The organism is Micromonospora sp. NPDC049801 (assembly GCF_040656575.1).
Taxonomy (GTDB): domain Bacteria; phylum Actinomycetota; class Actinomycetes; order Mycobacteriales; family Micromonosporaceae; genus Micromonospora.
The window spans coordinates 82,455-107,657 of the sequence record NZ_JBFAMS010000001.1; the positions used below are offsets into that span (position 1 = coordinate 82,455).

Here is a 25,203-nt window from a genome sequence, read left to right on the forward strand (position 1 = left end):
GCTCACCGCGACAGCCGGATCCGGACCACGGTGCCCGCACCGGCGGTGAACACCCGTACCTCGTCGCAGATCCGCTCGACGATGGCCAGCCCGCGACCGCGTACCGCGTTGGCGGCGGGCATCTCCCGGCCGAGCGTCCGCGCCGGGCCCTGGTCGACGACGTCGCAGAACACCTGGTCGCCCTCGGCCCAGAGCCGGACCCGGCCGCCACCGGTGGTGTGCTGCAACGTGTTGGTCGCCAGCTCGCTGACCGCGAGCGCCAGCAACTCCACCCGCTCGGCCGACAGGCCCCGCGCCGTGGCGCCCTGGCAGACGAACGTGCGCAGCGCCCGCAGGTCGGCCGCCACCTCGTACGCCATCGTGTCGGTGCGCGGGGCCGACGGCGGCTCCTCGGCCACCGCGTGCGCGTTGGGTCGGTCGGCCGCCATCAGCCCGCCAGCCGCGGGTCGTCGGCGGGCGGACGCAGCAGGTTGCCCACGCCGGTGATGTCGAGGACCGCCGCGACCGGACCGGAGGCGTTGACCGCGTACAGGTGCCGGCCGTCGGCGCGCGCCGCCTGGTGGGCGGTCACCAGGCCGTGCAGGCCGGTGGAGTCGAGGAACCGCAGCCCGCCGACGTCGACCACCACCACCGCGGCGGCGCGTACCGCCGCGGACAGCACGGTCGTCAGCTCGGGCTGGGCCGCCAGGTCGCACTCACCGGTCAGCGTGACCACGATTCGCCCGGCTGCCGTGGACGTGCGGGCCTCGAAGTGCGCCATCGGACAGCAGCACCCTTTCTCGTCGCGTCGGCCGTTGTCGGGACATCATGTCATCCGATGGCCGGTCGGCCGTGTCCTCCGTTCGGCGGTTGATCAAGAAGGTGCGGCCACTGTGCGACGGCGGACGGGTCAGGACCCCGAGTCGTCCGCGACGGACCCGCTCAGCTCGCGTCACCGCGCGTCCCGCTACGGGCGGATGTCCAGTGCGCCGATCAGGTCGTCGCGCAGGGTGAACCGGTACCGCAGCTCGACCGGGCTGCCCGGGAAGTCGCCCGACAGCCGTGTGAGAACCAGGTAGGAGTCGCCCGCCTGGGGCGTGACCCGCACCGGTTCGGCGGTGTACGAGTACTGCGCCATCGAGCGCTCCCGCCAGGAGCGGATGGACGGACGGCCGTCGTACAGCCGGTCCTCGTCGGCCACGCTCGCCGTGTCCGCGAAGCAGGCGACGAAGGCGTCCACGTCCCCGTCGCCGACGGCCCGGAAGTACCTGTCGATCACGTCGGGCAGGTCGACCGCCATCTGCTCCTCCTGCGGCCCGGGCCGCCCGTCGGGGCGGCCGCCGTGGTCCCGGTCCGACCTCACGGTACGAGACACGGCGGGTGGGGCGCGGCGCAACCGGCAGAACCGCCGGGCCAGCGCCTCCCGGGGTTTGTCGCCGTCCGGCCCGGGTAGCCACGCGTTCCGGCGACGGAAGGGGCGGGTCCATGGCCGAACTGGCGTTCGTCGACAAGGTGGCGGCACGGGCGGGTATTCCGCCGGCCGAGGCACGCCCGCTGACCGAGGCCGTGCTGCGCACGCTCACCGAGCGTCTCAGCGGGGGCGAGGCCACCGCGCTCGCCCCGCACGTGGCCGACGAGCTGAGTCCGCTGCTGGTCAAGGCCGCCGAACCGCCCGAGACATTCGGGTACGACGAGTTCCTGCGCCGCGTCGCCGATCGCGCCGGCACGGACCGGGCCGGGGCCGAGCGGGGCGTACGGGCGGTCTTCGAGACGATGCACCGGGTGGTCGGGCACCGGGAGTTCTCCGATGCCCTGTCCCAGCTCCCGGCGGAACTGCGGGCACTGGCGCAGCCGCTGCCGCACGGCCCCTGACCGACGCGCGCCTGATGCGTCGGTGACCGTTCGGTCCCTGGCGTGTCGCCACGACACCGGATCTACTGTGCGTAACCGATCGAACGCGCAGTGGCGGTTGTCCCCGCGCCCGTCCGCCGGGTCGTCGCCGCTCCGATCCGAGGAGCGTCCCCTTGGCGTCCATGGTGTCCCCGCGTCCCCTGCTGACCGCAGTGACGACAGTCGTCGCGCTGATCACCCTCGCTCCCGCTCCCGCCGTGGCGTCCCCGCACAGCTATCGGGTCGTCGACCTCGGCACCCTGAGCGGGGGTGACGGCGCTGCGACGGCGATGAACGATCGCGGCGACATCGTCGGCTGGAGCACCGTCGCCGGCGGCGCCCGGCACGCCGTGCTGTGGCGACACGGCGTCATCACCGACCTGGGCGTGCTGCCCGGTGACACCGATTCCAGCGCCGTGGACGTCAACGAGTTCGGTGACGTGGCGATCACCTCGTTCGGCTCGGACTACCTGACCCGCGCGGTGCTCTGGCGCGACGGCCACCTCCGTGACCTGGGCACCCTGGGCGGGGAGAACAGCGTGGCGATCGGCGTCAACGACCGGCGGCAGGTGCTCGGCACCAGCGAACCGGCCGGCGACATGCCGCACCGTTTCCTGTGGCGCGACGGCGTCTTCACCGACCTGGGTCGGGAGTACTTCTACGAGTTCACCGCCGACTTCAACAACGCGGGCGACGTGGTGGGCGGGTTCAACGTGCCGCCGCAGGACTACCCGTGCACCTGCGTCGGTGGCCGGCTGCGCGACGGCGTCTTCACCCAGATCGGCAGCGAGGCGCTCGGGGTCAACAACCGGGGTCAGGTGGTGGGGGCGGCGAACGGGCGGGCGTTCCGCTGGCAGAACGGGACACTCACCGACCTCGGCACGCTCGGCGGCGACTGGAGCCGCGCCACCGCGATAAACGACCGCGGTGAGGTGGTGGGCCAGAGCGCCACCACCACCGCCGCGTGGCACCCGTTCCTCTGGCGCAACGGGTTGATGACCGACCTGACCACCCGGGGCGTGGGGGAGACCGACTGGATCGAGGACATCAACATCCGGGGCCAGCTCGTCGGCGCCCGGGGGAACCGGCCGGTGCTGTTCCGCTGAGCGGAGATCTTCGCGCTGTGGACGTGTGGGCGTGGCCTGACTACCCGGGCGTCAGCGGCGGCCGCGACGAGCCGGCCGGCGGTTGGCTCCGCCGCGTTGCCGCGGGGCGCCGCCGCCGTGTGGACGTGCGGCGCCGCCGCGCGGGCGGGCCGCTCCGCCGGTCGGCCGTGCCGCCGGGCGACGGCGGGCCGCCACGACGATGAGCGTGCCCACCACGGCGACGATGACGACGGGGATCACCCAGGACGGGAGCCCGCGCTCCTTCGAGGACGACGGCGGCGCGGCGGCGGGCGTCACGGCCGGGTCGAGGGTCGCGGCCGGCACGGCGGACGCCGACGCGGTGCCCTCGGCCTGGGCCAACAGGGCGGGATCGGGGCCGTTCGTCGGCGCCGCCCAACCGGCCGGGGCCGCCGTGCTCGGCCCCTGGTAGTCGAAGGTGACGGTGCCCTTCACGGCCTCACCGTCGGACGCGACCGTGAGGTAACTGGCGGTGTAGCGGCCCTTCGCCGGCCAGTGCGCGACGGTCACCATCGCGGGAAAGCCGGTGTGGTACAGCCGGGGCTCGAAGGTGCCGTTGACCATGAAGTACTCCTGGACCGGCTTGTCCAACCGCTTCGGCTCGCCGTACGACCAGCCGCTGTCCACCCGTGACCCGTTCGGGCCGGTGAGGGTGAAGTGCGCGTTGGCGGCCGGCTTCTCCGTGAAGTACAGCCCGACCCTCTCGAGGGGCTGGCGCACCACGGTGCCGGTCAGCGGCGTGGAGGTCGCCAACTGGCCGTGCGCGGACGCCGGGGCGGCGGGCAGCGCCAGCGACGCGACCACGAGCACGGCCAGCACCGCCAGGGCGCGACGTACGACATTACCGACAGTGACCAGCCTCGATCGCATTCGTTCATCATGGTCATTTCCCCGCCGCCGAACAAGACGTAGAGTTCACCCTCCGACGATCACCTCGACACCCCGTCCCCCTCGCGTCGTTCGGAGTTCACCCGTGTCCGTCCCCGGTTCGCGCCCCACCGCCCGCCTCACCGCCCGCCCCGCCGCCCTGCTGGTCACCGGTCTGCTCACCGCCGTGCTCGCCGCGGGCTGTGGCCAGAACGGCGACCCGTCCGTGGCCGCCCCCTCGACGGCCCCGACAACCGCCGTCGCGCCGACCCCCTCCGTCGCGCCGACCATGGCGGGCAGCCCCACTCCCACCCCCGCGGCCAGTACCCCCGCCGCCGTCGACCGGGAGATCACCGTGACCATCGCCAAGCGACGGATCACCCCGCCGACGGGCCGGGTGACCGTGAACAAGGGCCAGTCGGTCCGGATCACGGTCACCTCGGACGTCGCCGACGAGCTGCACGTGCACGGCTACGACCTGGGCGCCCGCCTCCCGGCCGGCACACCGGGCTCGGTGGAGTTCCGGGCCGACAAGACCGGGTTGTTCGAGGTCGAGACGCACGAGACCGAGCTGGTGCTGTTCCAGCTCGTCGTCCGCTGATCTCCGATGTCCGCCGCACCCACGCTGCTGGCGCACGGCGTCGGCGGCCGTCAGGACCTCCCGATCACGCTGCCCGAGCTCGTCGTTGCCGCCGCTCTGACCCTGGTCGTCACGTTCGTCGCGCTGGGCGTGCTCTGGCGGGAGCCACGCCTGGACCGTGATGCCTCAGGTGGTCGGCCGGTGCCGGACCGGCTGGCCCGCCTCGTCGACGCCCCCACGTTCCGGTGGGCGCTGCGCGTACTGGGCCTGCTCGGCGCCGGCTGGTTCGGTGTCGGCCTGCTCGCCGGGCCGGACACCCCGGAGAACCCGACGGCCGGAGTGCTCTACGTGCTCCTCTGGGTCGGTCTGGTGCCCGTCTCGCTGCTGTTCGGTCCGGTGTGGCGGGCGGTTAACCCGCTGCGTACCGTGCATCTGCTCGGCGCGCTGGCGGCCCGGCGCGACCCGGCGCGCGGCGTCCGTGAACTGCCGGCCGGTCTGGGCCTCTGGCCCGCCGCGCTCACCCTCTTCGGGTTCGTCTGGCTCGAACTGGTCGCGCCGGACCGGGCCACGCTGCCGGTCATCACCGCGTGGCTGGCCGGGTACGCCGTGGTGATGCTGGCCGGCGCCGTGGTGTTCGGCGCGGCGTGGTTCGACCGGGCCGACCCGTTCGAGGTCTACAGCGCGCTCGTCGGCCAGCTCGCTCCGATCGGCCGGGCCGCCGACGGTGTGCTGGTGTGGCGCAACCCGCTCGACGGGATCGCCGGGCTGCGGCCCCGCCCCGGGCTGGTCGCCGTGGTGATCGTGCTGCTCGGCTCGACGATGTTCGACAGCCTCTCCAACGCGCCGGTCTGGCTGCGCTTCGCCCAGGAGAACGGGCTGCCTCCGGTGGTCACCGGCAGCGCGGGACTGGTCCTGGTGATCGGGGCGGTCGCCGTGGCGTACCTCGCCGCCACGGGCGTCGCGGCCCGCGTCGGCCGCACCGAGCCGGCGGACGCCGGCGCGGTCGGGGCGCGGCGCGTACCGGGCGAGATCGCGCACTCGATCGTCCCCATCGCGGTGGGTTACGTGGTGGCGCACTACTACTCGCTGTTGATCCTGGAGGGTCAGCGCACCCTCGCCCTGCTCTCCGACCCCCGCCACACCGGCGCGGACGTCTTCGGCACCGCCGGCTGGGAACCGCACACCGCGTTGGTGACCCCGTCCGGGGTGGCCAATCTTCAGATCACCGTCATCGTCGTCGGGCACCTGCTCGGCACGCTGCTCGCCCACGACCGCGCCCTGTACCTGTTCCCCCGGGCGCGGGCGGTCGCCGGTCAGCTTCCGCTGCTCGCGCTGATGGTCGCCTACACCGTCGCCGGCCTGCTGCTGCTCTACGCCGGTTAGGCCGAGGGTCAAAGCCCCTGGCCGGCCTGCCGAGGGTCCGGACGGCGACCGGCCGCTTCGGCCGCTGGTGGCGCGTCGCTCGCGGGCCCGTGGTCCGGCCGGATCGGAGCCACCCGCTCCAATGAGCGTGATGCCGGTGAGTCATCTTGATGACTCACCGGCATCACGCTCAATGTGGTGTCCGCCGTCGGCCGCGCCGTCGGCCGTCGGCCGCGCCGTCCGCGCCGTCCGCCGTCGACCCGCAGGGGCGCGGCCCACCGCCGGCCCACCGCCTGGACTCCGCCTCGGCTCGACCGAGGACCTTGACCACCCGGCCTGGGCGCGTCCGCGCCCGCAGACGAGGATGGGCGCGTGGACTCCGCTCTGACGCGCTACCTCGACGATCTCGTGGCCACCGCCCGGGAGGTCCTCGGCGACGATCTCGTCGGCGCGTACGCGGCCGGTTCGGTGGGGCTCGGCGCGTACGAGCCCGGCCGCAGCGACGTGGACGTGGCGCTGGTCTGCGCCGGCCCGCTCACCGACACCGTCAAGCGGACGCTGGTGGCGCGGCTTCGTCACGAGTCCCTGCCCTGTCCGGCGCGCGGGCTGGAACTGGTCGTGTACCGGCGGGCGGTGGCGGCGGCCGGCAGCCCCGAACCCGGCTTCGAGGTCGAGCTGAACACCGGACGCGCCATGCCGTTCCGCCGCACCCTCGACCCGGCCGACCGGCCGAGCGCCGACGGCCGCTTCTGGTACGGGCTGGACCGCAGCATCCTGCGCCAGAGCGGACTGGCGTTGCTCGGTCCGCCGGCGGCCGAGGTCTTCGCCGACCTCGCCCCGGCCGACCTGCGTCGCCTGTTGATCGAGGCGCTGACCTGGTGGCTGGCCCTGCCAACGCCGCCGGACGACCGGCCCGCGCCCGGCACCGAGGACGCCGTGCTCGGCGCCTGCCGCTCGCTGGTGCGGCACCGCGACGGCGTGTGGCTGTCCAAGGTGGACGCCGGTCGGCGGCTCGTCGACACCGGCTATCCCGCGGAGGTCATCCGTCGGGCGATCGCCGCCCGGCACGGCGGTCCACCGCCCACCGGCGCCGAGGCCCGCGCCTTCCAGCAACGGGTACGCGCCGAGATCGCCGGCTGACCTGTGCTCAGCGCACCGGTCGGCTCTGCAATGACGCGAAGAGCAGGTTGAGGCCCTCGGCCATGGTCGGATGCGTGATGATCGCGTCCCGCAGCGCGGTCCATGGCATCCGCGCGAGCATGGCCAACTGCACCGAGGTGATCACCTCACCCGACTCCGGGCCGAGCAGCGCCGAGCCCAGGATCAGGTCGGTGCGGGTGTCGATCACCGCCTTCCACATGCCCCGGGTCTCGCGCAGAGTGCGGGCGCGGGGGATCGCGGCGACCGGCAGGTGGGCCACCTCGACGTCGTATCCGGCAAGGCGCGCGTCGCTCTCGCTGAGACCGACCCGCGCCAGCTCCGGGGTGGTGAAGACGGTGTACGGAACGAGCCGCCCGGACGTACTGCGCCGCTCGCCGGCCAGGTTCGCCCGGATGATCCGGTAGTCGTCGAGCGACACGTGCGTGAACTGCGGGCTGCCCGCGACGTCCCCGGCCGCCCACGTCCGCTCGGCGCTGGTACGCAGATACTCGTCGACCAGCACGAAGCCACGCTCATCGAGCCGGACACCGGCCGCGTCCAGCCCCAGCCCGTCGGTGACCGGCGCCCGGCCGGCCGCCACCAGCACCTCGTCACCGGTCACCACGCTGCCGTCGTCGAGGGTGACCCGGAGCGTCCCGTCGGGGTCGCGGTCGACCCGGGCGACGGCCACGCCGACGCGGACGTCGATGTCGTCCGCGAGGAAGACCCGCATCAGCGCGTCGGCGACATCGGGGTCCTCGCGGCTGAGTAGTTGCGGGCCGCCCTCGATCACCGTCACCGCGCTGCCGAACGAGGCGAACATCTGCGCGAACTCGACCCCGACGGTCCCGCCGCCGAGCACCACCAGCCGTGCCGGCAGCCGATCCAGCCGGAGAAGGTCGTTGCTGGTCAGCACTCCGGCCTCGGCCATCCCGGGCACGGACGGCAGATGCGGGCGGGTGCCCGTGTTGATGACCACGTCGGCGCCCCGCAGCAGTCGTTCACCCCCGTCGGCCAGCTGCACCCGAACGGTCCGATCGGCGACGAACCGGGCCGCACCGATAACCAGGTGCAGACCCGAGTCGAGGAACTGCTGCCGGTTGGCGGCGACCATTCCCTCGACGACGTCCTGCTTGTGCGCCCGCAGCAGGTCGATGTTGACCCGGCCACCCTCGACGGCGAGGCCGAGCGCGGCGGCGTGCCGTAGCTGGTGGGCCGCCCGCGCGCTCGTCACCAGCGCCTTGGTGGGGATGCACGCGACGTTGATGCAGCTTCCGCCGATCATGCCGCGCTCCACCATCGCCACCCGGCGTCCGGAGCGGGCCACGTCCATGCTCAGCGTCTTGCCGGCCTTGCCGCCGCCCACGACGAGCAGGTCGAAGTCCTCCGGTTGGTCGGTCACGGGCGCTCCTTCGCGGCCACGGGGTGCTCGTCGTCGCCACCCGGGCCGGCGGTCGTCGGTGCGTGTCGGCCAGCCCAGCCTGCCAGCTCCGACGGGACGTCTGGGGCGGTTCCCGGCGAATGCAGGTGGCGTACCAGGGCGGCGAGGGGTGGCCGTTGGTCGTCAGGCCTCGGCCGTGACCAGGTAGAGGGTGAAGCTCGCCAGCAGCGGACCGGCGGCAAGACGGCGAAGCCACGGCCGGACCTCCCGGTCGACCATCTCGCCAGCCGCCACCGCACGGGCGGAGTTGCGCCGCAGCCCCAGGATCTGATCGGCCGTGCCGAAGTCCTCGAAGACGACGGCGATCGCCTCGACCGATCGCACCCGCAGGCCAACTCGCGCCGACAACCGGACCAGCTCTCGACCGACGGTCGGATTCCGCACCCGCCCCGCCACGAACCGGGCGAAGCGGCGGCTCGTGGCCACGTCCTCGTCGGCGACGGCCAGGGTGTCCCAGTCCGGCTCGGTCACCACGAGCACACCCGCCGGGCGCAGCACCCGGCGGACCTCGGCCAACGCCGCCGCGGGATCCTCCACGTGCATCAGGACGCGATCGATCCGGGCCCTGTCCATGCTGATGTCGTCCAACGGAAGCGCGTGGGCGTCGCCCACGCGCAGGTCGATCCGCGGCCGGTCGGCCAGCCGCCGACCCGCCTCCGCGAGCATCCTCGGGTCACGGTCGACGCCGACCACCAGGCCGTCGGCCCGGACCGCATCGGCCAACCTCCCCAGGTCGGTGCCTGGCCCGCAGCCGACGTCCACCACGCAGTGCCCCGGCCGCAGGTCGAGAGCGTCGACGGCACGCCTCTTGTAGTCGCGACCGATCGGGGTGGCCGCGGCCGTGTCCAGGTACGCGATCCGGTCCGCACTCGTGAGCTGGCTCATCCGCCCATCCCACCATCGACTCGTGGGCGTGCGGCGCAGCCGGTGTGTGGGTTCGGTGAAGATCGTCGAACCCTGGTCGTACCGGGCCCGGAGAGCGTACGCGCCCCGGGCCCGGACGACCGGTCAGTGCCGGGCGGTGCCGTTGTCGCTGACCGGTTGCCCGAAGGCCAGGAACGGTACGGGCGTCGGAGCGTCGGGCCGGGTGAAGATGGGCTCGTGGGTGGGCGTGCGGTCGGCCGGCCCCACCGGGTATCGCAGCGGCGTGCCTGCCGGACGCTCGCCATCGGCCCGGTCGTCGTCGGCCCGGTCGTCGTCGGCGTGCGCGGCATCGGCGTGGACCGCCTCGTCGCCGGTCTCGTCGGTACCGGCCCGGTCCGCCTCGACGCGCGCCTGCTCGGCCTCGTCGTCACCGGCGCCCTCGACGTCGGCCCGCCCGGTCTCGGCGCCGTCGCCCGCGCCCCGGTCGACCGGGATCGGGTCGGCGGCGGCGCGACTCGACCGTGGACCGACCATCGGATACTCGGCCGTCTCCGTACCACCGGCAGCGGCGGCCATCACGGCGGCGGCGGCCAGGTCGGCCACCCGCTTCGCCTCCCGCTGCACCCGGGCACGAACCTCCTTGGCGTGCCGCTCGGCGGAGTCGCCGGCCCGCCGGGCCTCGTCGAGCCGGGTCGCCTCGGCGGTCAGGTCGCGACGCACCTCGCTCAGCCGTTGCTGCATCCGGGACAGCTCGTTCTCCAGGGTCTCACCCTCCTGGCGGACCTCGGCGAGCTGCTGCTGGGCGGTCTCCAACTCGGCGTGCAGTTGGGCCGACTCCTCCCGGCGCTCCTCGATCTCCTGCTGGAGCGCGGTCAACTGCTCCTGGTGGCTGGCGGCCTGCTCGTCGGCCCGGTTCCGCAGCTCGGTCACGTGCTGCTGCGCCTCGGCGAGCAGCGCGGCGATCTGCTGCTCGGTGGAGCTGCGCTGCTCGGCCAGCTCCTCCTGCGAGGCCGCCTGCAACTCGGCGATCTCCTGCTCGGCGGCGCTGCGCCACTCGGCGACCTCGCGCTCCACGCCGGCCTGCCACTGCGCCATCTCCTGCTGGTTCTTGGCGCGGGCCGCCTGGACCTCCTGCTGGATCTGCGTACGCGCCGACTTCATCAGCGCGTCGGCAGCCACCCGGGTCTGGTTGAGCTGCTGCGCGCTCTGCTCGGTGATGCGCTTCGCCTCGTGCTGGGCGCGTTCGTGCGCGGCCTCACCGTCGGCGCGCAACTGCTCGGCGCGTTCCCGGATCGCCGTCAACTCGGCCTCGGCCACGGCGCGGCGCTCCTCGTACGCCTGCTCCTGCTCGCTGCGCCGCGCGGCCACCTCCTCGGACAGGTCCTGTCGTGCCTGCGCGGCCCGCTCACGGGTGTCGGCGAGGATTCGCTCCGCCTCGGTGCGCAGCTCGTTGGCGCGGTCGGCGGCCGACTCGGTGATGAGGGCGGCCTGCTTCTCGGCGAGGGTCAGTATCTCGCCCACCATCGGGCCCAGATCCTGGAACGAGGCGCGGTCCACCTGAACCGGCTGCTCGTGCATCTCGGCCAGCTCGGCCCGCAGCCGCTGCACCTCGGCGGTCAGCTCACGCACCCGTACCGCCGACCGCCCGTGCTCGCCGCTGAGCATGGCGATCTGCCCGTCGAGCTGCTCCAGGTGCCGGTCCACCTGGCGTTTGTCGTAGCCGCGCAGGGCGAGCTCGAAGCTCGGCCGCGAGGCCGCATCGTCGCGTGTTGCGAGCGGCTCAGCGCCGATGGACATGCACCATCCTCCGTACGGTCGGGCGCAAGGTCAACCGCCCTGCGGGCCGTGAGTGTGGCGCAACGCTACCGCCGAGCCCACCCCCGTGCGAAGGCACGCACCCCTCATTCGCCGATCATGGAGTCGTGGTGCCCGGAAGGCCCTGATTGGCGGCTCTTGTCATTCACCACGACTCCATGATCGACGGTGACGGGTTGGGGGGGGTGGGTTAGCGGCGGCGGGCCAGCAGGACCGCGTCGTGGTGGACCATGTCGTGCGGGCCGGGGCGGGAGCGGGTTGCGGTGGTTTGGACTTGCCAGTGGGTTGGGTCCAGGTCGGCGGCGACGTCCTCGGCGGTGTACATCATGTCCGGCATGTGCATCCGGTGGCTCGACGTCCACAGGTCCATCGGGTGGTGGCCCACGATCAGCAGTGCGCCGCCCGGGGCCACCGCGGCGGCCAGGTGGGCGAACAACTCCCGCCGCTGCGTCGGGGGCAGGTGCATGTACTGCGCGGTCACCAGGTCGTAGGCCTCCTCAGCGGGCGGCTTGTCGCGCAGGTCGGCGTGGAGGAACTCGATCCGGTGACCGACTCCGGCGGCCTCGGCGTGCTCGGCGGCCCGACCCAGGGCGGTGGTCGAGATGTCCACGGCCGTCACCTGCCAACCCCGCTCGGCCAGCCACACCGCGTCGGCGCCCTCACCGCTGCCCACGTCCAGTGCCCGCCCGGGGCTGAGATCGGCGGTCTCGGCGACCAGTTGCGGGTTCGGGCGGCCACTCCACACCGCCGGCTTCGACAGGTACCGCTCCTCCCAGGCCGGCTCCTCGAAGGTCGTGGCGACCAACTGCCGGTACGCGGTCACCGCGTCCCGGGTCTCCTCGGCGATGAGGTCGGCGTTGATCGCCGCCCCGGCCATGAGCCCGGCGGCGGCGGACGTGATGACCTGACCACGCAGGTCGGCCACGTTGCCGGCGACCCAGACGCCCGGCACGGTCGTCGCGCCGGTGGCGTCGGCGGGGATCTGGGTGCCCACCACGTGCCCGCCCATCGTCACCTCCTCCGGGGCGAGACCCAGCCCCACGAGCAGGTCGGCGCGGGGCGACGTGCGGGTGGCGACCACGACGGCGTCGAGCGCCACGACGCGGCCGTCGGCGAGCCGGACACCGCTGAGCGCGTCCCCGGTCACCTCGAGCGCGGCGATCGGACCGGGTACCACCGGGATGCTCCGGGCGGCGAGCCGTTCGGCCGTCTCCTCGTCCGGGGTTGGCGCGTCGTGCAGCAGGAGCAGCACGTCGGAGGACCACTGCCGCCACATCTCGGCCTGGTGCACGGCCATCGGCCCGGTCGCCAGGATGCCGATCCGCCGGTCCCGGACCTCCCAGCCGTGGCAGTACGGGCAGTGCAGCACGTCGCGACCCCACCGCTGCGCCACCCCGGGCACGTCGGGCAGCTCGTCGGTGAGCCCGGTGGCCACCAGGAGCCGGCGGGCCCGCACCGCGTCGCCGTCGTCGAGGGCGATCCGGAAGCCGTCGTCCTCCCTTGTCACGGTACGGACCCGGCCGTCGCGGAACTGCCCGCCGTACCCGGCCACCTCGTCGCGTCCGGCGGCGATCAGCTCGGCCGGCGGCGTCCCCTCCCGGCCCAGGTAGTTGTGCACGCGGTCGGCGGGCGCGTTGCGCGGCTCCCCCGAGTCGATCACCAGCACCGACCGCCGCGCGCGGCTCAGCGCCAGAGCGCCGCTGAGCCCGGCCGCGCCACCGCCCACCACCACCACGTCGTACGTCTCGTCCACCGGAATGTCTCCCTCTTCGTCGGTTGAGCCCACCATCCGTCGCCGCCACCAGGATGGCAAGTATCGTTGCCGTTATGGCAAACGACGACAACGCCGCGCTGGCCGCCGTCGGCCCCCGGTTGCGGGCTCTGCGCCACCAGCGCGGCACCACGCTGACCCAGCTCGCCGACCTGACCGGCATCTCGGTGAGCACCCTGTCCCGGCTCGAGTCCGGCAGCCGCCGGCCCACCCTGGAGCTGCTGCTTCCGCTGGCCCGCGCCTACCAGGTGGCCCTGGACGAGCTGGTGGATGCCCCGGCCACCGGCGACCCCCGCGTACGCCCCAAGCCGATCGTGATCCACGGCGTGACGCACCTGCCGCTGACCCGCCGTCCGGGCGGCCTGCAGGCGTTCAAGCAGATCTTCCCGCCGGATCCGACCGCCGGGGGACGAACCCCGCAGGTCCACGAGGGGTACGAGTGGCTGTACGTGCTCTCGGGTCGACTGCGCCTGGTGCTCGGTGACCGCGACCTGATCCTGACGCACGGGGAGGTCGCCGAGTTCGACACCCGCATCCCGCACCTGATCATGAACCCCGGGCCGGGCACCGCCGAGGCGCTCAGCCTCTTCGGGCCGCAGGGGGAGCGGCTGCACGTCCGCGCCCGCCCCGCCGCGTCCGACGAACGATGATCATCACGACATCGGCGATGTCGCGGTTTCCCTGCCAGCTGAACACCCCGACATCGGCGACCTCGGGTCGATCATGCGTAGGTCCGAATAGCTCAGCGGGGTGCGGCCAACGGCGGCGTCGACGACCCGAAGGCGGTCAGGAACCGGTCGCGGAAGGAGTCCATCGGCCACACCGGCGCCTGTGGACCCGGCCGCAGGCCGTCCTGCCAGCCCCACCCGGTGATCTGTTCGAGGACCTTCGGGTCCCGGGCGACGATCGTGATCGGCACGTCCCGGCTCGCGCCCTCGCCGGTCACCACCGGAGCGGGCTGGTGGTCGCCCAGGAAGACCAGCACCAGATCGTCGTCGCCGTAGGTCTGCACGTAGGAGATCAGCGACTGGAGCGAGTAGGCGATCGCCTGCCGGTAGCCGGCCCGTACCCGGCCGGTGTCCCGGTCGTCCTTACCGCCGTCCTTCGCCCCGGCGTCGCCGTGGTAGACCGAGCCGTCGCCGACCGCGTCCCAGCCGATCATGCGGGGCACCGCCGTCCACGGCGAGTGGCTGGAGATCAGCGGGATCTCCGCCATGATCGGACGGTCCGCGTCGGCGCGCACGTGCCGCTGGAAGAAGGACAGCGTGTACTGGTCGGGCATCGGCGCGTAGGCGAACTTCGGGCCCCGGTAGCCGAGCGCCTCGGTGTCGTAGTAGCGGTCGTACGAGAAGAAGTCCTTCTCCGGCCAGGGTTGGGTCGCCGCCGGCAGCACCCCGACGGTCTGCCAGCCGGCCCGGCGGAACGCGCCGTTGAGGGTGAGCCGGTCGCTGGCCAGCAGACTGCGGTGCCGCTGCTCGTTGTCCGTCCACAGACCCGACAGCAGGGTGTCGTGCGCCAACCAACTACCGCCGCCGAACGTGGGGGAGGTGAGAAAGCCGCTGCGTGAGCCGTACCCGGCAGCGCGCAGGCTCGCGGTCCCGGCGTCCAGCACCTCGTTGACCTGCGGCGCCAACTCCGGGTCCTCGACGGCGTCGCGCCCATAGCTCTCCACGAAGGCCAGGACGACGTCCTTGCCGCGCAGCCCGGTCAGCAACTGCTCGCCCGGGGCGTCCTGGAACGGGTCGGCGTCGATCTGGGCGGTGAACCGGCTCCCGTCGTGCAGCCGCGCGTCCACCTGCTCGGCGTGCGCGCCCACCAGCGCGGTGGTCCCGGCGTCGGCCACCGGCACACCCGGGACGATCCGCGCCCCGGCGACGGCGCAGACCACCCAGACGACCGTCAGCGCGGCCACCGCCCGCGTCGCCGTCCGCTCGTGGTCCACCAGCAGCGACGCCAGCCGCCGCAGTGCCACGGTCACCACGACCAGCAGCGCTCCGATCAGCAGCACGACGCCGACCAGCGCGCCGAGCGCGCCGACCCGCCCCGCCGAGTCCCGGACGAAGCCGAACGCGTCGTCCAGCAACAGCCAGTCCAGCACCAGGTCGAACGGGCGGTCGAGGGCCGTGCGGAACCCCAGGTCGGCGAGTTTCACGATGGCCAGCAGGCCGAGCAGCGGCCCGAGCACGGCCACCACCATCCGTCGTGGTCGCGCCGGCAGCGCCAGCAGCAGCGCGGCCACCAGCAGACCCTCCAACGGGATCCGCACGAGCGCGCCGGGGGTCAGCTCACCGAGGCGGTCCGGTCCGACCAGGACCACGTACACCAGCAGGACCGCCAGCACCGTGCCCGCCCCCCGCAGCGCCCGCCGCGCCGGGCCGCGCGACGCGGGCGACACCACGGGAGTACGACCAGCGGCGTCGCCGGTCGACGCGGAGCACCCGCGCAACCGGTCGGCGAGCCGGCGTCGCCGAGGTGCGAGGGTCATCGGGGCCTCCAGTCGGAGTGGACCGTACCGCCGGAGCGCGCCGCCAGCGCGGGCCGGGGCACCGGGAGCGTCGGCGTGGGCACCGGCAGCAGCGGGCGAGCCGGCCGGGGCGCCGGGCGGCGACGCCACAGCCAGGCCACGTCCCGGCCGAACGACTCGACCAGCAGCGCCAACGCCGCCACCAGGACCAGCGTGGTCCACGGCTCCGGCAGCGCCCGCGCGGCCGCCACCGTCAACAGCACTCCCTGGGCGGCGGCCACCACCTTGCGCCAGAAGCGCGGCGGCAACGTGCCCCGCAGCCAGGGCAGGACCGCGCTCGCCGCGACGAAGGCGTACCGCATCGCGCCGATGGCCAGCACCCAACTTCCGGCCGCCGGGGCGACGTAGACGCTGAGGACCAGGATGAGGAACGCGTCGACCTCCATGTCGAAGCGCGCCCCCAGGGCGCTGGCGGTGCCGGTGCGCCGGGCGACCTGGCCGTCCACGGCGTCCAGCAGCAGGGCCACCGCGCTCAACGCGACCAGCAGCCCCACCGGCGTCGGGCGGTCGAACGAGTCCACGACCAGCGCGGTGACCGCGCCGACCAGGACGCCCCGGGCCAACGTCACCCGGTCGGCGGGGCCGAGGCGGGACGCGCCGGACAGGTGCAGGCCCCGGCTCAACGCGAGACAGGTGACCGCCGCGTAGCCGACGCCGGCCAGCCAACCCGCCGTGTCCAGACCCACGGTGGCGGCCAGCGTCGCCAGCACGACCAGTTGTGCGGTGAGCCCGATCACCGGGCCGCTTCGAACTGTGGGCACCGTACCTCCGTGTTTATGATCGACGACCCCGACAGGGAACACGGAAATCAGGGCCGTTCGGTTCGACCGGGACAAAAGGTGAGGTGTACGAGGGTGAACCGCGAGGCGTACGCCTGCTGGGTGCGCGAGCCCGGCGCGGCGGAGATCCGGCCGGTGCCACTGCCCGCCCCGGGCCCCGACGACGTGCTGGTCCGCGCGCGCTACTCCGGGGTCAGCCGGGGCACCGAGACGCTGGTGTTCGGCGGTCGGGTGCCCGCCGACCAGTACGCGGCGATGCGCGCCCCGTTCCAGGAGGGCGACTTCCCCGGCCCGGTCAAGTACGGCTACCTCAGCGTCGGCGTGGTCGAACAGGGCCCGCCGGAACTGCTCGGGCGTACGGTGTTCTGCCTGCACCCGCACCAGAGCGCGTACGTCGTGCCGGCGACCGCCGTGGTGCCGGTGCCCGACGACGTGCCGCCCGCCCGCGCCGTGCTCGCCGGCACGGTGGAGACCGCCGTGAACGCCCTGTGGGACGCCGCGCCCCTGCTCGGCGACCGGGTCAGCGTGATCGGCGCGGGCATGGTGGGCTGCTGCGTCGCGGCGCTGGTGGCGCGGTTCCCCGGTGTGGACGTCGAGCTGGTCGACACCGACGCCCGCCGGGCCGGGGTGGCCGGGGCGCTCGGCGTCCGGTTCGCCCGACCCGCCGACGCGACCGGCGACCGGGACCTGGTGGTGCACGCCAGCGCCACGTCCGCCGGCCTGCAACAGGCGCTGGACCTGCTCGCGCCCGAGGGCACGGTGGTCGAGCTGAGCTGGTACGGCGACCGCCAGGTGCAGGTGTCCCTCGGTGGGGCGTTCCACTCCGGACGGCTCACCGTGCGCAGCAGCCAGGTCGGCATGGTCGCGCCCGCGCGGCGCGGTCGTCGCAGTTACACCGACCGGTTGGCGCTGGCCCTGGACCTGCTCGACGACCCGGCGTTCGACGCGCTGATCACCGGCGCGTCCCGGTTCACGGAGCTACCCGACGTACTCGCCCGACTGAGTTCGGGTGACCTGCCCGCGCTCTGCCACCTCATCACCTACGACGACGGGGAGTGACCATGTTCAGCGTGACCGTTCGGGATCACATGATGATCGCCCACAGTTTCCGGGGCGAGGTGTTCGGCCCGGCCCAGCGCCTGCACGGGGCGACGTTCGTGGTGGACGCGACGTTCCGCCGGCCCGACCTGGACGCCGACGGCATCGTCGTGGACATCGGCCTCGCCACCGAGCAGCTCCGGGCCGTGGTGGGGGAGCTGTCCTACCGCAACCTCGACGACGAGCCCGCGTTCGCCGGCACGAACACCACCACGGAGGTGCTCGCCCGTACCGTCGCCGACCGACTGGCCGAGCGGGTACACGCCGGCGACCTGGGGGCCGGTGCCCGGGAGCTGGCCGGTATCACCGTCACCCTGCACGAGTCACACGTCGCCTGGGCCAGCTACGAGCGGTCGCTGTGACCGACGCGGGCCGGCCGCCGCCGGCCCCCGCCCCCGCCGCCGCGCGCCGACGTGCGGTGCACGTCGTCCTGCCGGGGGACATCGACGACCCGGGCACGCCCAGCGGTGGCAACACGTACGACCGGCGGGTCTGCGCCGGGCTCGCCGAGCGTGGGTGGACGGTGCACGAGCACCCGGTACCCGGCGCGTGGCCGCACCCCGACCCGGCCGACCGGGCAGCGCTGGCCCGGCTGCTCGCCACCACGGCGGACGACGCCGTGGTGCTCGTCGACGGCCTGATCGCCTCGACGGTGCCGGAGCTGCTCGCCCCGCACGCGACCCGGCTGCGCCTCGTCCCGCTGGTGCACATGCCGCTCGACGACGAGGCCGAGGGTCGTGCGCTGGCCACCGCCCGAGCCGTCGTCACCACCAGCGGGTGGACCCGCCGCCGGCTGCTGGCCCGCCATGCGTTGCCCGCCGAGCGCGTCCACGTCGCGCCGCCCGGGGTGACGCCCGCTCCGGTGACGAATCCCGGCAGCGCAACCGGTGACCGGTTGCTCTGCGTCGCCGCGGTCACCCGTCACAAGGGTCACGACCTGCTGGTCGACGCCCTGTGCGTGCTGGCCGAGACGCCGTGGACGCTGGTCTGCGCCGGCACCCTGACCCGGGAACCCGAGCTGGTGTGCCAGCTGCGCGACCGGCTCGCCGGCGCCGGCCTGGCGGAACGGGTCCGACTGGCCGGCCCGCTGACCGGCCCGGCGCTCGACGCCGCGTACGCCGCCGCCGACCTGCTGGTCCTGCCCTCGCGGGGCGAGACGTACGGGATGGTCGTCACCGAGGCCCTCGCGCGTGGCGTGCCGGTGCTGGGCACCGACGTGGGGGGCCTGCCCGAGGCGCTGGGTCGCGCCCCCGACGGCGTCGTGCCCGGTCTGCTGGTCCCGCCGGACGATCCGGCTGCCCTGGCCGGCGCGCTGAGCCGGTGGCTGGGCGACGACGAACTGCGGTCCCGGCTGCGGCGCGCCGCGCTCGCCCGCCGCGACACCCTGTCCGACTGGCCGGTGACGACCGCGCGCCTGGCCACCGTGCTGGAGGAGGTGACGGGGTGACCGTCGAGGAGACCCTGCCGTTCGCCGACTGGCTGCGTCTGCGGGAGCCGGCCGACGCGGCGGCCCGCGCCGACGACCTGCTGGACGCCGTCCGACCCCGACTGGCCGGCCACGACCCGGTCGTGATCCACGACCTGGGCAGCGGCACCGGTTCGATGAGCCGCTGGCTCGCCGCCCGGCTCAGCGGACCGCAGCGGTGGGTGCTGCACGACCGGGACGCCGACCTGCTGGCCCGCGCCGCCGACAGCATGGCCGGGGTGACCGCCGCCGACGGAGCGCCGGTCACCGTCCACACCCGCTGCGGCGACCTGACCCGGCTCACCGCCGCCGAGCTGTCCGACGGCGCGCTGGTCACCGCGTCCGCGCTGCTGGACATGTTGACCGCCGAGGAGGTCGAGCGGGTGGTCACGGCCTGTGTGGACGCCGGCCGCCCCGCCCTGTTCGCGGTCTCGGTGACCGGACGGGTCCGGCTCACTCCCGAGGACCCGCTCGACGCCGCGGTCGAGGAGGCGTTCAACGCGCACCAGCGGCGTACCGTCGACGGCCGTCGGTTGCTCGGCCCGGACGCCGCCGCCGTCACCGCCGCCGCGTTCGCCCGGCGGGGCGTGCCCGTGGTCGAGCGGCCCAGCCCGTGGCGACTCGGCCCCCAGCAGGCCGACCTGGCCGCCGAGTGGTTCCGGGGCTGGCTGGGCGCGGCCTGCGAGCAGCGGCCCGACCTGGCCGGCCCGGCCGACGCGTACGCCCGACGTCGGCTGGCCGAGGCGGCGGCCGGCCGGCTGGGCGTGGTGGTCGAGCACCGGGACCTGCTGGCCGGTGGATGAACCATCCACACCCTGGGTACGTGCACTAAGAGAGTGGACGATCTTCAGGGAGGACCGGCGTCGATGGTGTGGGCCTGGGCACGAGTGGTCGGCGGGGTGGGCCTGCTCGCCGTCCTGCTGTGGCAGGTGGGCGGCGGCGCGTTCCTCGCCGGCGTACGGCTGATCGACGCCCCGGCGCTGGCCGCGGCCCTGCTCATCGGCGCGCTCACCACGGTCTGCGCCGCGTGGCGGTGGAGTCTCGTCGCCGGTGGCCTGGGCGTGCGGCTGCCGCTGGCGACCGCGGTGGCGCACTGCTACCGGGCCGTGTTCCTCAACGCCACCCTGCCCGGCGGGATGCTCGGGGACGTGCACCGGGCGGTGCGCCACGGCCGCGACGCCGGCGACGTCAGCCGGGGTATCCGCGCGGTGGTCTGGGAACGTGCCGCCGGTCAGGTGGTGCTGGTGGGCGTCGCCCTGGTCGTGCTCGCGGCGTTCCCGTCCCCGGTGCGTCCGTACCTGCCGGCCACCGCCGCGCTGCTCGTGGCGGTCGGACTGGCCGCCGTACTCCTGGCTCGGTTGTTGCCCGGTACCGGCCGGTCCCGGTGGGCGCGTGGCGTGCGAACCGCCGTCGCCGACGTGCGGACCGGACTGCTGGGCCGGCGGACCTGGCTCGGCGTGCTGGTCGCCTCCGCCGTGATGGTCGCCGGTCACCTGGCCACCTTCCTGGTGGCGGCCCGGACCGCCGGATCCGACGCGCCGCTGACGAGGTTGCTGCCCCTGACCCTGCTCGCCCTGCTGGCCATGGGCCTGCCCCTGAACGTCGCGGGCTTCGGCCCCCGCGAGGGGGTGGCCGCCTGGGTGTTCGGCGCGGCCGGTCTCAGCGCCTCCGAGGGTGTCGCCACCGCCACCGTCTACGGCGCGCTCGTGCTGGTGGCCAGCCTGCCCGGCGCGGCCGTGCTGCTCGCCCGGCGGGCCCGTGAACCCACCGCCGCTCGGGAAGCCGCCTCGCCCGGCGGCTGTTGATTCAGTGGTGAAACGGTACGCGTCGCCGCCGTCCCGCGGCGCCGGACGAAGGAGTCCCATGCCCGAAGCACTGCCCGTCGCCACGGTCCGTACGCAGGTCACGGTGCCGTTGGCGTTCCCCGACGGCTACACCACCACCGTCCGGGTGTTCACGTTCAAAGGTCTGGTCGACGGTCGCGAACACCTCGCCCTCGGCCTGGGCGACTGGGCCGGCGCGCTGGACCGGCTCACCGCCGGTGGGGAGCCGCCGCTGGTCCGCCCGCACAGCGAGTGCCTGACCGGGGACGTGTTCGGCAGCCAGCGCTGCGACTGCGGGCCGCAACTGCGGGAGGCGGTGCAGCGGATCGCCGAGACCGGCGGGTTCCTGCTCTACCTGCGTCAGGAGGGCCGGGGCATCGGCCTGTACGCGAAGCTCGACGCGTACGCCCTTCAGGATGCCGGCCTGGACACCTACCAGGCCAACGTGGCGCTGGGCCGAGGCGAGGACGAACGCGACTACACCGCCGCCGCGCAGATGCTGGCCACGCTCGACGTGCCGCGCGTACGCCTGCTCAGCAGCAACCCCGACAAGGCCGAACAGTTGACCCGGCTGGGTGTCGACGTCGTGGAACGCGTCCCCACCAGCGTCTTCCTCTCCCCGGCCAACGCCGACTACCTGGCGGCGAAGGCCGCCAAGGCGGCCGAGGCAGAGGCGGCCGAGGCAGCGGCCGAGGCCGCAGCGGCCGAGGAGCGGGCGGGCCGCACCCCTGACCGGCCCGTCTCCCGGTGAGCTGCCGGCCGGCGTCGCCACGGCCCTACGTGCTGCTGAGCTGCGCCACCTCCATCGACGGGTACATCGACGACGCCTCCGACCAGCGTCTGTTGCTGTCCAACGAGGACGACCTCGACCGCGTCGACGCGGTCCGGGCCGGCTGTGACGCGATCCTGGTCGGTGCCGCCACCGTCCGCCGTGACGACCCCCGCCTGCTGGTGCGATCGGCGGCGCGGCGGACCGAACGGGTGGCGTGCGGCCAGCCCGCCTCGCCGGTCAAGGTGACGCTGACGGCGCGCGGGGACCTCGACCCGACCGCGCGGTTCTTCACCGCGGGCGACTCCACCCGGCTGGTCTACTGCGCCAGCGGCGCCCTGGACAAGACCCGGGAGCGGGTCGGCGAGCTGGCCACCGTCATCGACGGGGGAGAGCCGGTCGACCTCGGCTGGGTCCTGGCCGACCTGGCGGCGCGGGGGGTGCGCCGCCTGATGGTCGAGGGTGGCGGGACGGTCCACGCCCAGTTCCTCACCGCCGGCCTCGCCGACGAGCTGCACCTGGTCGTCGCCCCGTTCTTCGTCGGCGACCGTCGGGCGCCACGCTTCGTCGACGAGGGCCGCTTCCCCTGGCATCCGGGCCGCCGGGCCCGACTGGCCGAGACGCGCCAGATCGGCGACGTGGTGTTGCTGCGCTACGCGCTCTCCGAGCGCTGCCCCGACAACTGACGGCGACGCCGCAGCGCGTACGCGAGCGCGCTGAGCAGGAAGAGCGCCCCGCTGAGCGCCAGCCAGCGCAGCAGGTACGGCCGCTGCGTCTGGCCGGTGGCCGCCTCGTGGGTCGTCTCGCCCCAGCGCAGGATGCCGGGTGCGTAGACCAGGAACAGCAGCGCCGTGCCGAGCGCCGGCACCCGCAGGTGGTTGAGCAGCACGACGCGACCGCGTGCCGCCGCGCGCAGCACGCGGTCGACGCTCGCGTACACCGGGAACAGCACCAGGTCGTGCGCGACGACCGCGCCGACGAACCAGAGCAGCATCCGACCGAACGTCGCCTCGTCGGCGAGGCGTAGCGCCACCCAGCCGGCGAGCACGATCACCGCCGTCACCAGGGCGAGATGCCAGGGCGCCGCGCCGTAGGCCGCCCGCGGCCGAGCGGTGCGCTCAGTCATCGGTCCGCTCCCGGAAGTCGATCTCGGCGACCCACTTGGTGCAGTGCACGCCGGGCAGGGCGGGCACGATGACCCGGGCCGGATAGCCGTGGTCGGGGGAGAGGTCGACGTCGTTGACCCGCAACGCCAGCAGCGAGTCGGGATCGAGGACCTGGTTGGCCGCGAGCACCGCCGTGCGGAACAGCCCGGCCTGCTCCAGCGACGACACCCGCGCCGAGACCGGGTCGGGAACGCCGGCGAGCGCGGCCAGGTCACGAAGACGTACGCCGGTCCACCTCTGCCGGGTCGACCAGCCCTCCACGCAGGCGATGGGCAGCGCGGCCGTGTGCTGGGTCAGGGCCAGCAGGCCGGGCCGGTCCAGGGTCACCGTTCGCCCACCGCCGCGCAGCGTCAGTCGCCAGCTCGCGTCGGTCTGCTCGGGACGTACGCCGGCGGCGGCGACGGTGCGGTTGACCGGGAAGCCGTTCGGCCCGGTGCCGGGCTGTCGTCCCCGAGGCAGCAGCAGCGCGGTACGCCGCAGTGGACCGTCCAGGCTCTCCCCGATGGTCAGTACGGCCAGCAGCAGCGCGCCGCCGCCCACCAGGGCCACCGCCCCACGCCGGCTGACCGTGGCCGGGCCCGGTTCGGTCGCGACCAGGCCGTCCGGGTCGGGTGGTTCGGGTCGCGTGTCGGCGCGCGTGGTCCGCAGCTCGGTGCCCGGCGGGCGGGACCGTAGCGCGGTCACCAACCGGGGAAACTTGATGATCACGTGCGCCACGAAGGCCGCCGTGAAGATCCACGCGCCGAAGTAGTGGGCGGTGTAGAAGTCGAAGCCGAACACGTACGAGTACTGGATGTTGAGCAGGCCGGTGGCGATCTGGAACAGGATCCCGCCGACCAGCAGCAGCAGGGTGAGCCGTTCCAGCACCTGCGCCACCGAGCGGGCCGGCGGCCAGGCGAACAGCTTCGGCAGCACCGACCACAGCTTGCCCAGCACCACCGGGACGAGCACGATCCCGAGCGTCACGTGCAGGCCCTGGGTGACCCGGAACAGCCAGGACGGCCGCGTGGGCCAGTCGAAGACCGGCAGCCGCAGCCAGCCGACGTCCTGCGGGAACGCCTGGTCGAAGCGGGGGCCGTAGGCGGCGTAGTCGAGCAGCCCCGTGATGATCACCAGTGGTAGCGCCACCAGCAGCGCCGAACCGTAGACGGCGGTGAGCCAGGGACCGCGCAACGGACTGCGCCAGGCGCGTTCGGCCGCGTCCACACCCGGCGGACGATGCCGGGCCAGTCCCCGCCAGAGCCCGCGCGGCGCGCCGTAGCCGTCCGCGTCCGACACCGGGGCCCCGCTGTCGCCCGGGCCGGGCCTTGCTCCTGGCACTCGCTGTTCCCTCCTGGTCCTCACATCCCGCCGTCGTCGGCCCGCCGGGCGCGAGCGCCGGTGGCGGGCACTGCCGGCAGGTTAGACCGCAGGGGTACGACGCAGCGGGGTTTACCGCATTACCGAACGCTTACCGGGCCATCGTGGCCGGCCGAGCTGTTGCGAACTCCTTACGGCTGCGCCGAACCGGCCCGTCGGACGCCCGACCGGCCCTACCGTGTCCGACATGCGCGTACTGGTCACCGGCGCGGCCGGGTTCATCGGGTCGCAGGTCGTCGACCTGCTCGTCGAGCAGGGCCACGAGGTGGTGGCGCTGGACGCGCTGCTGCCCCAGGCGCACGGCGGGGAGCTGCCTGCCTGGTCACGTGAGCACCAGGTGGTGCGCGGCGACGTCCGGGATGGCGCCCTGCTGGATCGCCTGCTGCCCGGTGTGGACGTGGTCTGTCACCAGGCGGCGATGGTCGGCCACGGCCTGGACCCGTCGGACGGCCCCGACTACGTCACGCACAACGACTACGGCACGGCCGTGCTGCTGGCCGCCCTGCACCGGGCGGGAATCGGCCGGCTGGTGCTGGCCAGCTCGATGGTGGTGTACGGCGAGGGGCGCTACGCCTGCCCCGAGCACGCCACGGTGCGCCCCGCGCCACGGCGACCCGAGGACGTGGCGGCCGGCCGGTACGACCCGACCTGCCCCCGCTGTGGTCGGGGCCTCGACCCGGTGCTCGTGCCCGAGGACGCGCCGCTGGAGCCGCGCAGCACGTACGCCGCCAGCAAGCTCGCGCAGGAACACCTGGCCGCCGCCTGGGCCCGACAGACCGGTGGGACGGTGTGGGCGCTGCGCTACCACAACGTCTACGGCCCTCGGATGCCCCGCGACACCCCGTACGCCGGAGTAGCGTCCATCTTCCGGTCGGCGCTGGCGGCCGGCATGGCCCCGCGCGTGCTGGAGGACGGCCGGCAACGGCGGGACTTCGTGCACGTCACCGACGTGGCGCGGGCCAACCTGCTGGCGCTCACCCGCGACCTGCCACCGGCCACCCTCGTACCGGTGAACGTGTGCTCGGGCGAGCCGCACACCGTTGGGGAGCTGGCGGTCGCCCTGGCCGAGGCGATGGGCGGACCGGCCCCGCAGGTCGTGGGCGGGGCACGCGCGGCCGACGTGCGGCACGTGGTCGCCGACCCGCGCCGTGCCGCGGAACTGCTCGGCTACACCGCCCGGGTCGGCTTCGCCGACGGCGTGGCCGGCTTCGCCACCGACCCGCTCCGCGAACCAGCCGCCATAGCAGGCTGACCCCGCCCCTAACCCCCACCCCCGCCCCGCCCGGCGTGCGCCGATCTTGCACTTTCTGCTGCGACAGATGTGGGCACATAGTCCATATCGACAACCGAAACCGCAAGATCGACGCGTCAAGGGGGCGGGGAGCGC

General features: G+C 74.1%; 25 protein-coding genes and 1 pseudogene. 14 read left to right on the forward strand and 12 right to left on the reverse strand.

Annotation, left to right across the window (positions count from 1 at the left end; all coding sequences use genetic code 11):
* Nucleotides 1–2: 2 nt before the first annotated feature.
* The 3 genes from AB0I89_RS00395 to AB0I89_RS00405 all read right to left on the reverse strand — a co-directional run bounded on the left by AB0I89_RS00395 (nt 3) and on the right by AB0I89_RS00405 (nt 1,279).
* The gene (locus tag AB0I89_RS00395; protein ID WP_357117733.1) at nt 3–428 is read right to left on the reverse strand and encodes an ATP-binding protein; all 426 of its coding nucleotides are present in this window, start codon (nt 426–428) and stop codon (nt 3–5) included.
* On the reverse strand, nt 428–760 hold the full coding sequence (locus AB0I89_RS00400; protein WP_357117736.1) for an STAS domain-containing protein: 333 nt from the start codon (nt 758–760) through the stop codon (nt 428–430). The genes AB0I89_RS00395 and AB0I89_RS00400 overlap by 1 nt, the downstream gene beginning before the upstream one ends.
* A gap of 186 nt (nt 761–946) precedes the next feature.
* A complete protein-coding gene (locus tag AB0I89_RS00405) occupies nt 947–1,279 on the reverse strand; it encodes a nuclear transport factor 2 family protein (RefSeq protein ID WP_357117740.1) in 333 nt (110 codons plus the stop codon).
* 185 nt (nt 1,280–1,464) lie between these two features.
* Here AB0I89_RS00405 and AB0I89_RS00410 point away from each other — a divergent pair, with 185 nt between their 5' ends.
* Nucleotides 1,465–1,851: a DUF2267 domain-containing protein gene (locus AB0I89_RS00410; RefSeq protein ID WP_357117743.1), complete on the forward strand. Its 387-nt coding sequence runs from the start codon at nt 1,465–1,467 to the stop codon at nt 1,849–1,851.
* Nucleotides 1,852–2,012: 161 nt separating this feature from the next.
* Nucleotides 2,013–2,975: a hypothetical protein gene (locus AB0I89_RS00415; protein WP_357119380.1), complete on the forward strand. Its 963-nt coding sequence runs from the start codon at nt 2,013–2,015 to the stop codon at nt 2,973–2,975.
* A gap of 51 nt (nt 2,976–3,026) precedes the next feature.
* On the opposite strand, the gene AB0I89_RS00420 is transcribed toward AB0I89_RS00415, so the two are convergent.
* Entirely contained in the window at nt 3,027–3,863 is an 837-nt protein-coding gene (locus tag AB0I89_RS00420) for a copper resistance protein CopC (RefSeq protein ID WP_357117746.1), read from the reverse strand.
* A 103-nt stretch (nt 3,864–3,966) separates the two neighbouring features.
* Here AB0I89_RS00420 and AB0I89_RS00425 point away from each other — a divergent pair, with 103 nt between their 5' ends.
* The 3 genes from AB0I89_RS00425 (at nt 3,967) to AB0I89_RS00435 (ending at nt 6,942) form a co-directional block, all read left to right on the forward strand.
* Nucleotides 3,967–4,461, forward strand: a complete 495-nt coding sequence (locus AB0I89_RS00425; RefSeq protein ID WP_357117750.1) for a hypothetical protein — start codon at nt 3,967–3,969, stop codon at nt 4,459–4,461.
* A gap of 6 nt (nt 4,462–4,467) precedes the next feature.
* The gene (locus AB0I89_RS00430; RefSeq protein ID WP_357117753.1) at nt 4,468–5,823 is read left to right on the forward strand and encodes a hypothetical protein; all 1,356 of its coding nucleotides are present in this window, start codon (nt 4,468–4,470) and stop codon (nt 5,821–5,823) included.
* Nucleotides 5,824–6,174: 351 nt separating this feature from the next.
* Nucleotides 6,175–6,942 carry a nucleotidyltransferase domain-containing protein gene (locus AB0I89_RS00435; protein WP_357117756.1) on the forward strand — a complete coding sequence of 256 codons (768 nt, stop codon included), beginning with the start codon at nt 6,175–6,177 and terminating at the stop codon, nt 6,940–6,942.
* A gap of 7 nt (nt 6,943–6,949) precedes the next feature.
* On the opposite strand, the gene AB0I89_RS00440 is transcribed toward AB0I89_RS00435, so the two are convergent.
* From AB0I89_RS00440 to AB0I89_RS00455, 4 genes are all read right to left on the reverse strand, one after another.
* Nucleotides 6,950–8,344 carry an FAD-dependent oxidoreductase gene (locus AB0I89_RS00440; RefSeq protein WP_357117760.1) on the reverse strand — a complete coding sequence of 465 codons (1,395 nt, stop codon included), beginning with the start codon at nt 8,342–8,344 and terminating at the stop codon, nt 6,950–6,952.
* A gap of 162 nt (nt 8,345–8,506) precedes the next feature.
* Nucleotides 8,507–9,268: a methyltransferase domain-containing protein gene (locus AB0I89_RS00445; RefSeq protein ID WP_357117764.1), complete on the reverse strand. Its 762-nt coding sequence runs from the start codon at nt 9,266–9,268 to the stop codon at nt 8,507–8,509.
* Between the two features lie 123 nt (nt 9,269–9,391).
* Complete coding sequence (locus AB0I89_RS00450) at nt 9,392–11,044, reverse strand: hypothetical protein (protein WP_357117767.1); 1,653 nt, start codon at nt 11,042–11,044, stop codon at nt 9,392–9,394.
* Nucleotides 11,045–11,252: 208 nt separating this feature from the next.
* Nucleotides 11,253–12,815, reverse strand: coding sequence for a bifunctional NAD(P)/FAD-dependent oxidoreductase/class I SAM-dependent methyltransferase (locus AB0I89_RS00455; RefSeq protein WP_357117770.1), 1,563 nt, complete (start codon nt 12,813–12,815; stop codon nt 11,253–11,255).
* Between the two features lie 74 nt (nt 12,816–12,889).
* Between AB0I89_RS00455 and AB0I89_RS00460 the strand changes: the two genes are divergently transcribed.
* Entirely contained in the window at nt 12,890–13,483 is a 594-nt protein-coding gene (locus tag AB0I89_RS00460) for an XRE family transcriptional regulator (RefSeq protein ID WP_357117773.1), read from the forward strand.
* 92 nt (nt 13,484–13,575) lie between these two features.
* Here the strand turns inward: AB0I89_RS00460 and AB0I89_RS00465 are convergent, their stop codons facing one another.
* Complete coding sequence (locus tag AB0I89_RS00465; protein WP_357117776.1) at nt 13,576–15,318, reverse strand: sulfatase-like hydrolase/transferase; 1,743 nt, start codon at nt 15,316–15,318, stop codon at nt 13,576–13,578.
* 89 nt (nt 15,319–15,407) lie between these two features.
* Nucleotides 15,408–16,118 (reverse strand): annotated as a pseudogene (locus AB0I89_RS00470) (CDP-alcohol phosphatidyltransferase family protein); the annotation flags it as partial.
* Between the two features lie 93 nt (nt 16,119–16,211).
* Between AB0I89_RS00470 and AB0I89_RS00475 the strand changes: the two are divergent.
* The 7 genes from AB0I89_RS00475 (at nt 16,212) to AB0I89_RS00505 (ending at nt 21,977) form a co-directional block, all read left to right on the forward strand.
* Nucleotides 16,212–17,195, forward strand: coding sequence for a dehydrogenase (locus AB0I89_RS00475; RefSeq protein ID WP_357117780.1), 984 nt, complete (start codon nt 16,212–16,214; stop codon nt 17,193–17,195).
* 2 nt (nt 17,196–17,197) lie between these two features.
* Nucleotides 17,198–17,596 carry a 6-carboxytetrahydropterin synthase gene (locus AB0I89_RS00480; RefSeq protein WP_357117784.1) on the forward strand — a complete coding sequence of 133 codons (399 nt, stop codon included), beginning with the start codon at nt 17,198–17,200 and terminating at the stop codon, nt 17,594–17,596.
* Nucleotides 17,593–18,681, forward strand: a complete 1,089-nt coding sequence (locus AB0I89_RS00485) for a glycosyltransferase family 4 protein (RefSeq protein ID WP_357117787.1) — start codon at nt 17,593–17,595, stop codon at nt 18,679–18,681. Before AB0I89_RS00480 ends, AB0I89_RS00485 begins: the two co-directional genes overlap by 4 nt.
* Entirely contained in the window at nt 18,678–19,502 is an 825-nt protein-coding gene (locus tag AB0I89_RS00490) for a class I SAM-dependent methyltransferase (RefSeq protein ID WP_357117791.1), read from the forward strand. The genes AB0I89_RS00485 and AB0I89_RS00490 overlap by 4 nt, the downstream gene beginning before the upstream one ends.
* A 63-nt stretch (nt 19,503–19,565) precedes the next feature.
* Nucleotides 19,566–20,504: a lysylphosphatidylglycerol synthase transmembrane domain-containing protein gene (locus tag AB0I89_RS00495; RefSeq protein ID WP_357119382.1), complete on the forward strand. Its 939-nt coding sequence runs from the start codon at nt 19,566–19,568 to the stop codon at nt 20,502–20,504.
* 58 nt (nt 20,505–20,562) lie between these two features.
* A complete protein-coding gene (gene ribA / locus AB0I89_RS00500; protein WP_357117794.1) occupies nt 20,563–21,273 on the forward strand; it encodes a GTP cyclohydrolase II in 711 nt (236 codons plus the stop codon).
* Entirely contained in the window at nt 21,270–21,977 is a 708-nt protein-coding gene (locus AB0I89_RS00505; RefSeq protein ID WP_357117797.1) for a dihydrofolate reductase family protein, read from the forward strand. Before ribA ends, AB0I89_RS00505 begins: the two co-directional genes overlap by 4 nt.
* Here AB0I89_RS00505 and AB0I89_RS00510 read toward each other — a convergent pair.
* Entirely contained in the window at nt 21,944–22,417 is a 474-nt protein-coding gene (locus AB0I89_RS00510) for a hypothetical protein (protein ID WP_357117800.1), read from the reverse strand. The genes AB0I89_RS00505 and AB0I89_RS00510 overlap by 34 nt on opposite strands.
* Nucleotides 22,410–23,735 (reverse strand): molybdopterin-dependent oxidoreductase, encoded by a 1,326-nt coding sequence (locus AB0I89_RS00515; protein ID WP_357117803.1) that lies wholly within the window; start codon nt 23,733–23,735, stop codon nt 22,410–22,412. The genes AB0I89_RS00510 and AB0I89_RS00515 overlap by 8 nt, the downstream gene beginning before the upstream one ends.
* A gap of 268 nt (nt 23,736–24,003) precedes the next feature.
* On the opposite strand from AB0I89_RS00515, the gene AB0I89_RS00520 reads away from it, so the two are divergent.
* Nucleotides 24,004–25,068: an NAD-dependent epimerase/dehydratase family protein gene (locus AB0I89_RS00520; protein WP_357117807.1), complete on the forward strand. Its 1,065-nt coding sequence runs from the start codon at nt 24,004–24,006 to the stop codon at nt 25,066–25,068.
* Nucleotides 25,069–25,203 lie beyond the last annotated feature (135 nt).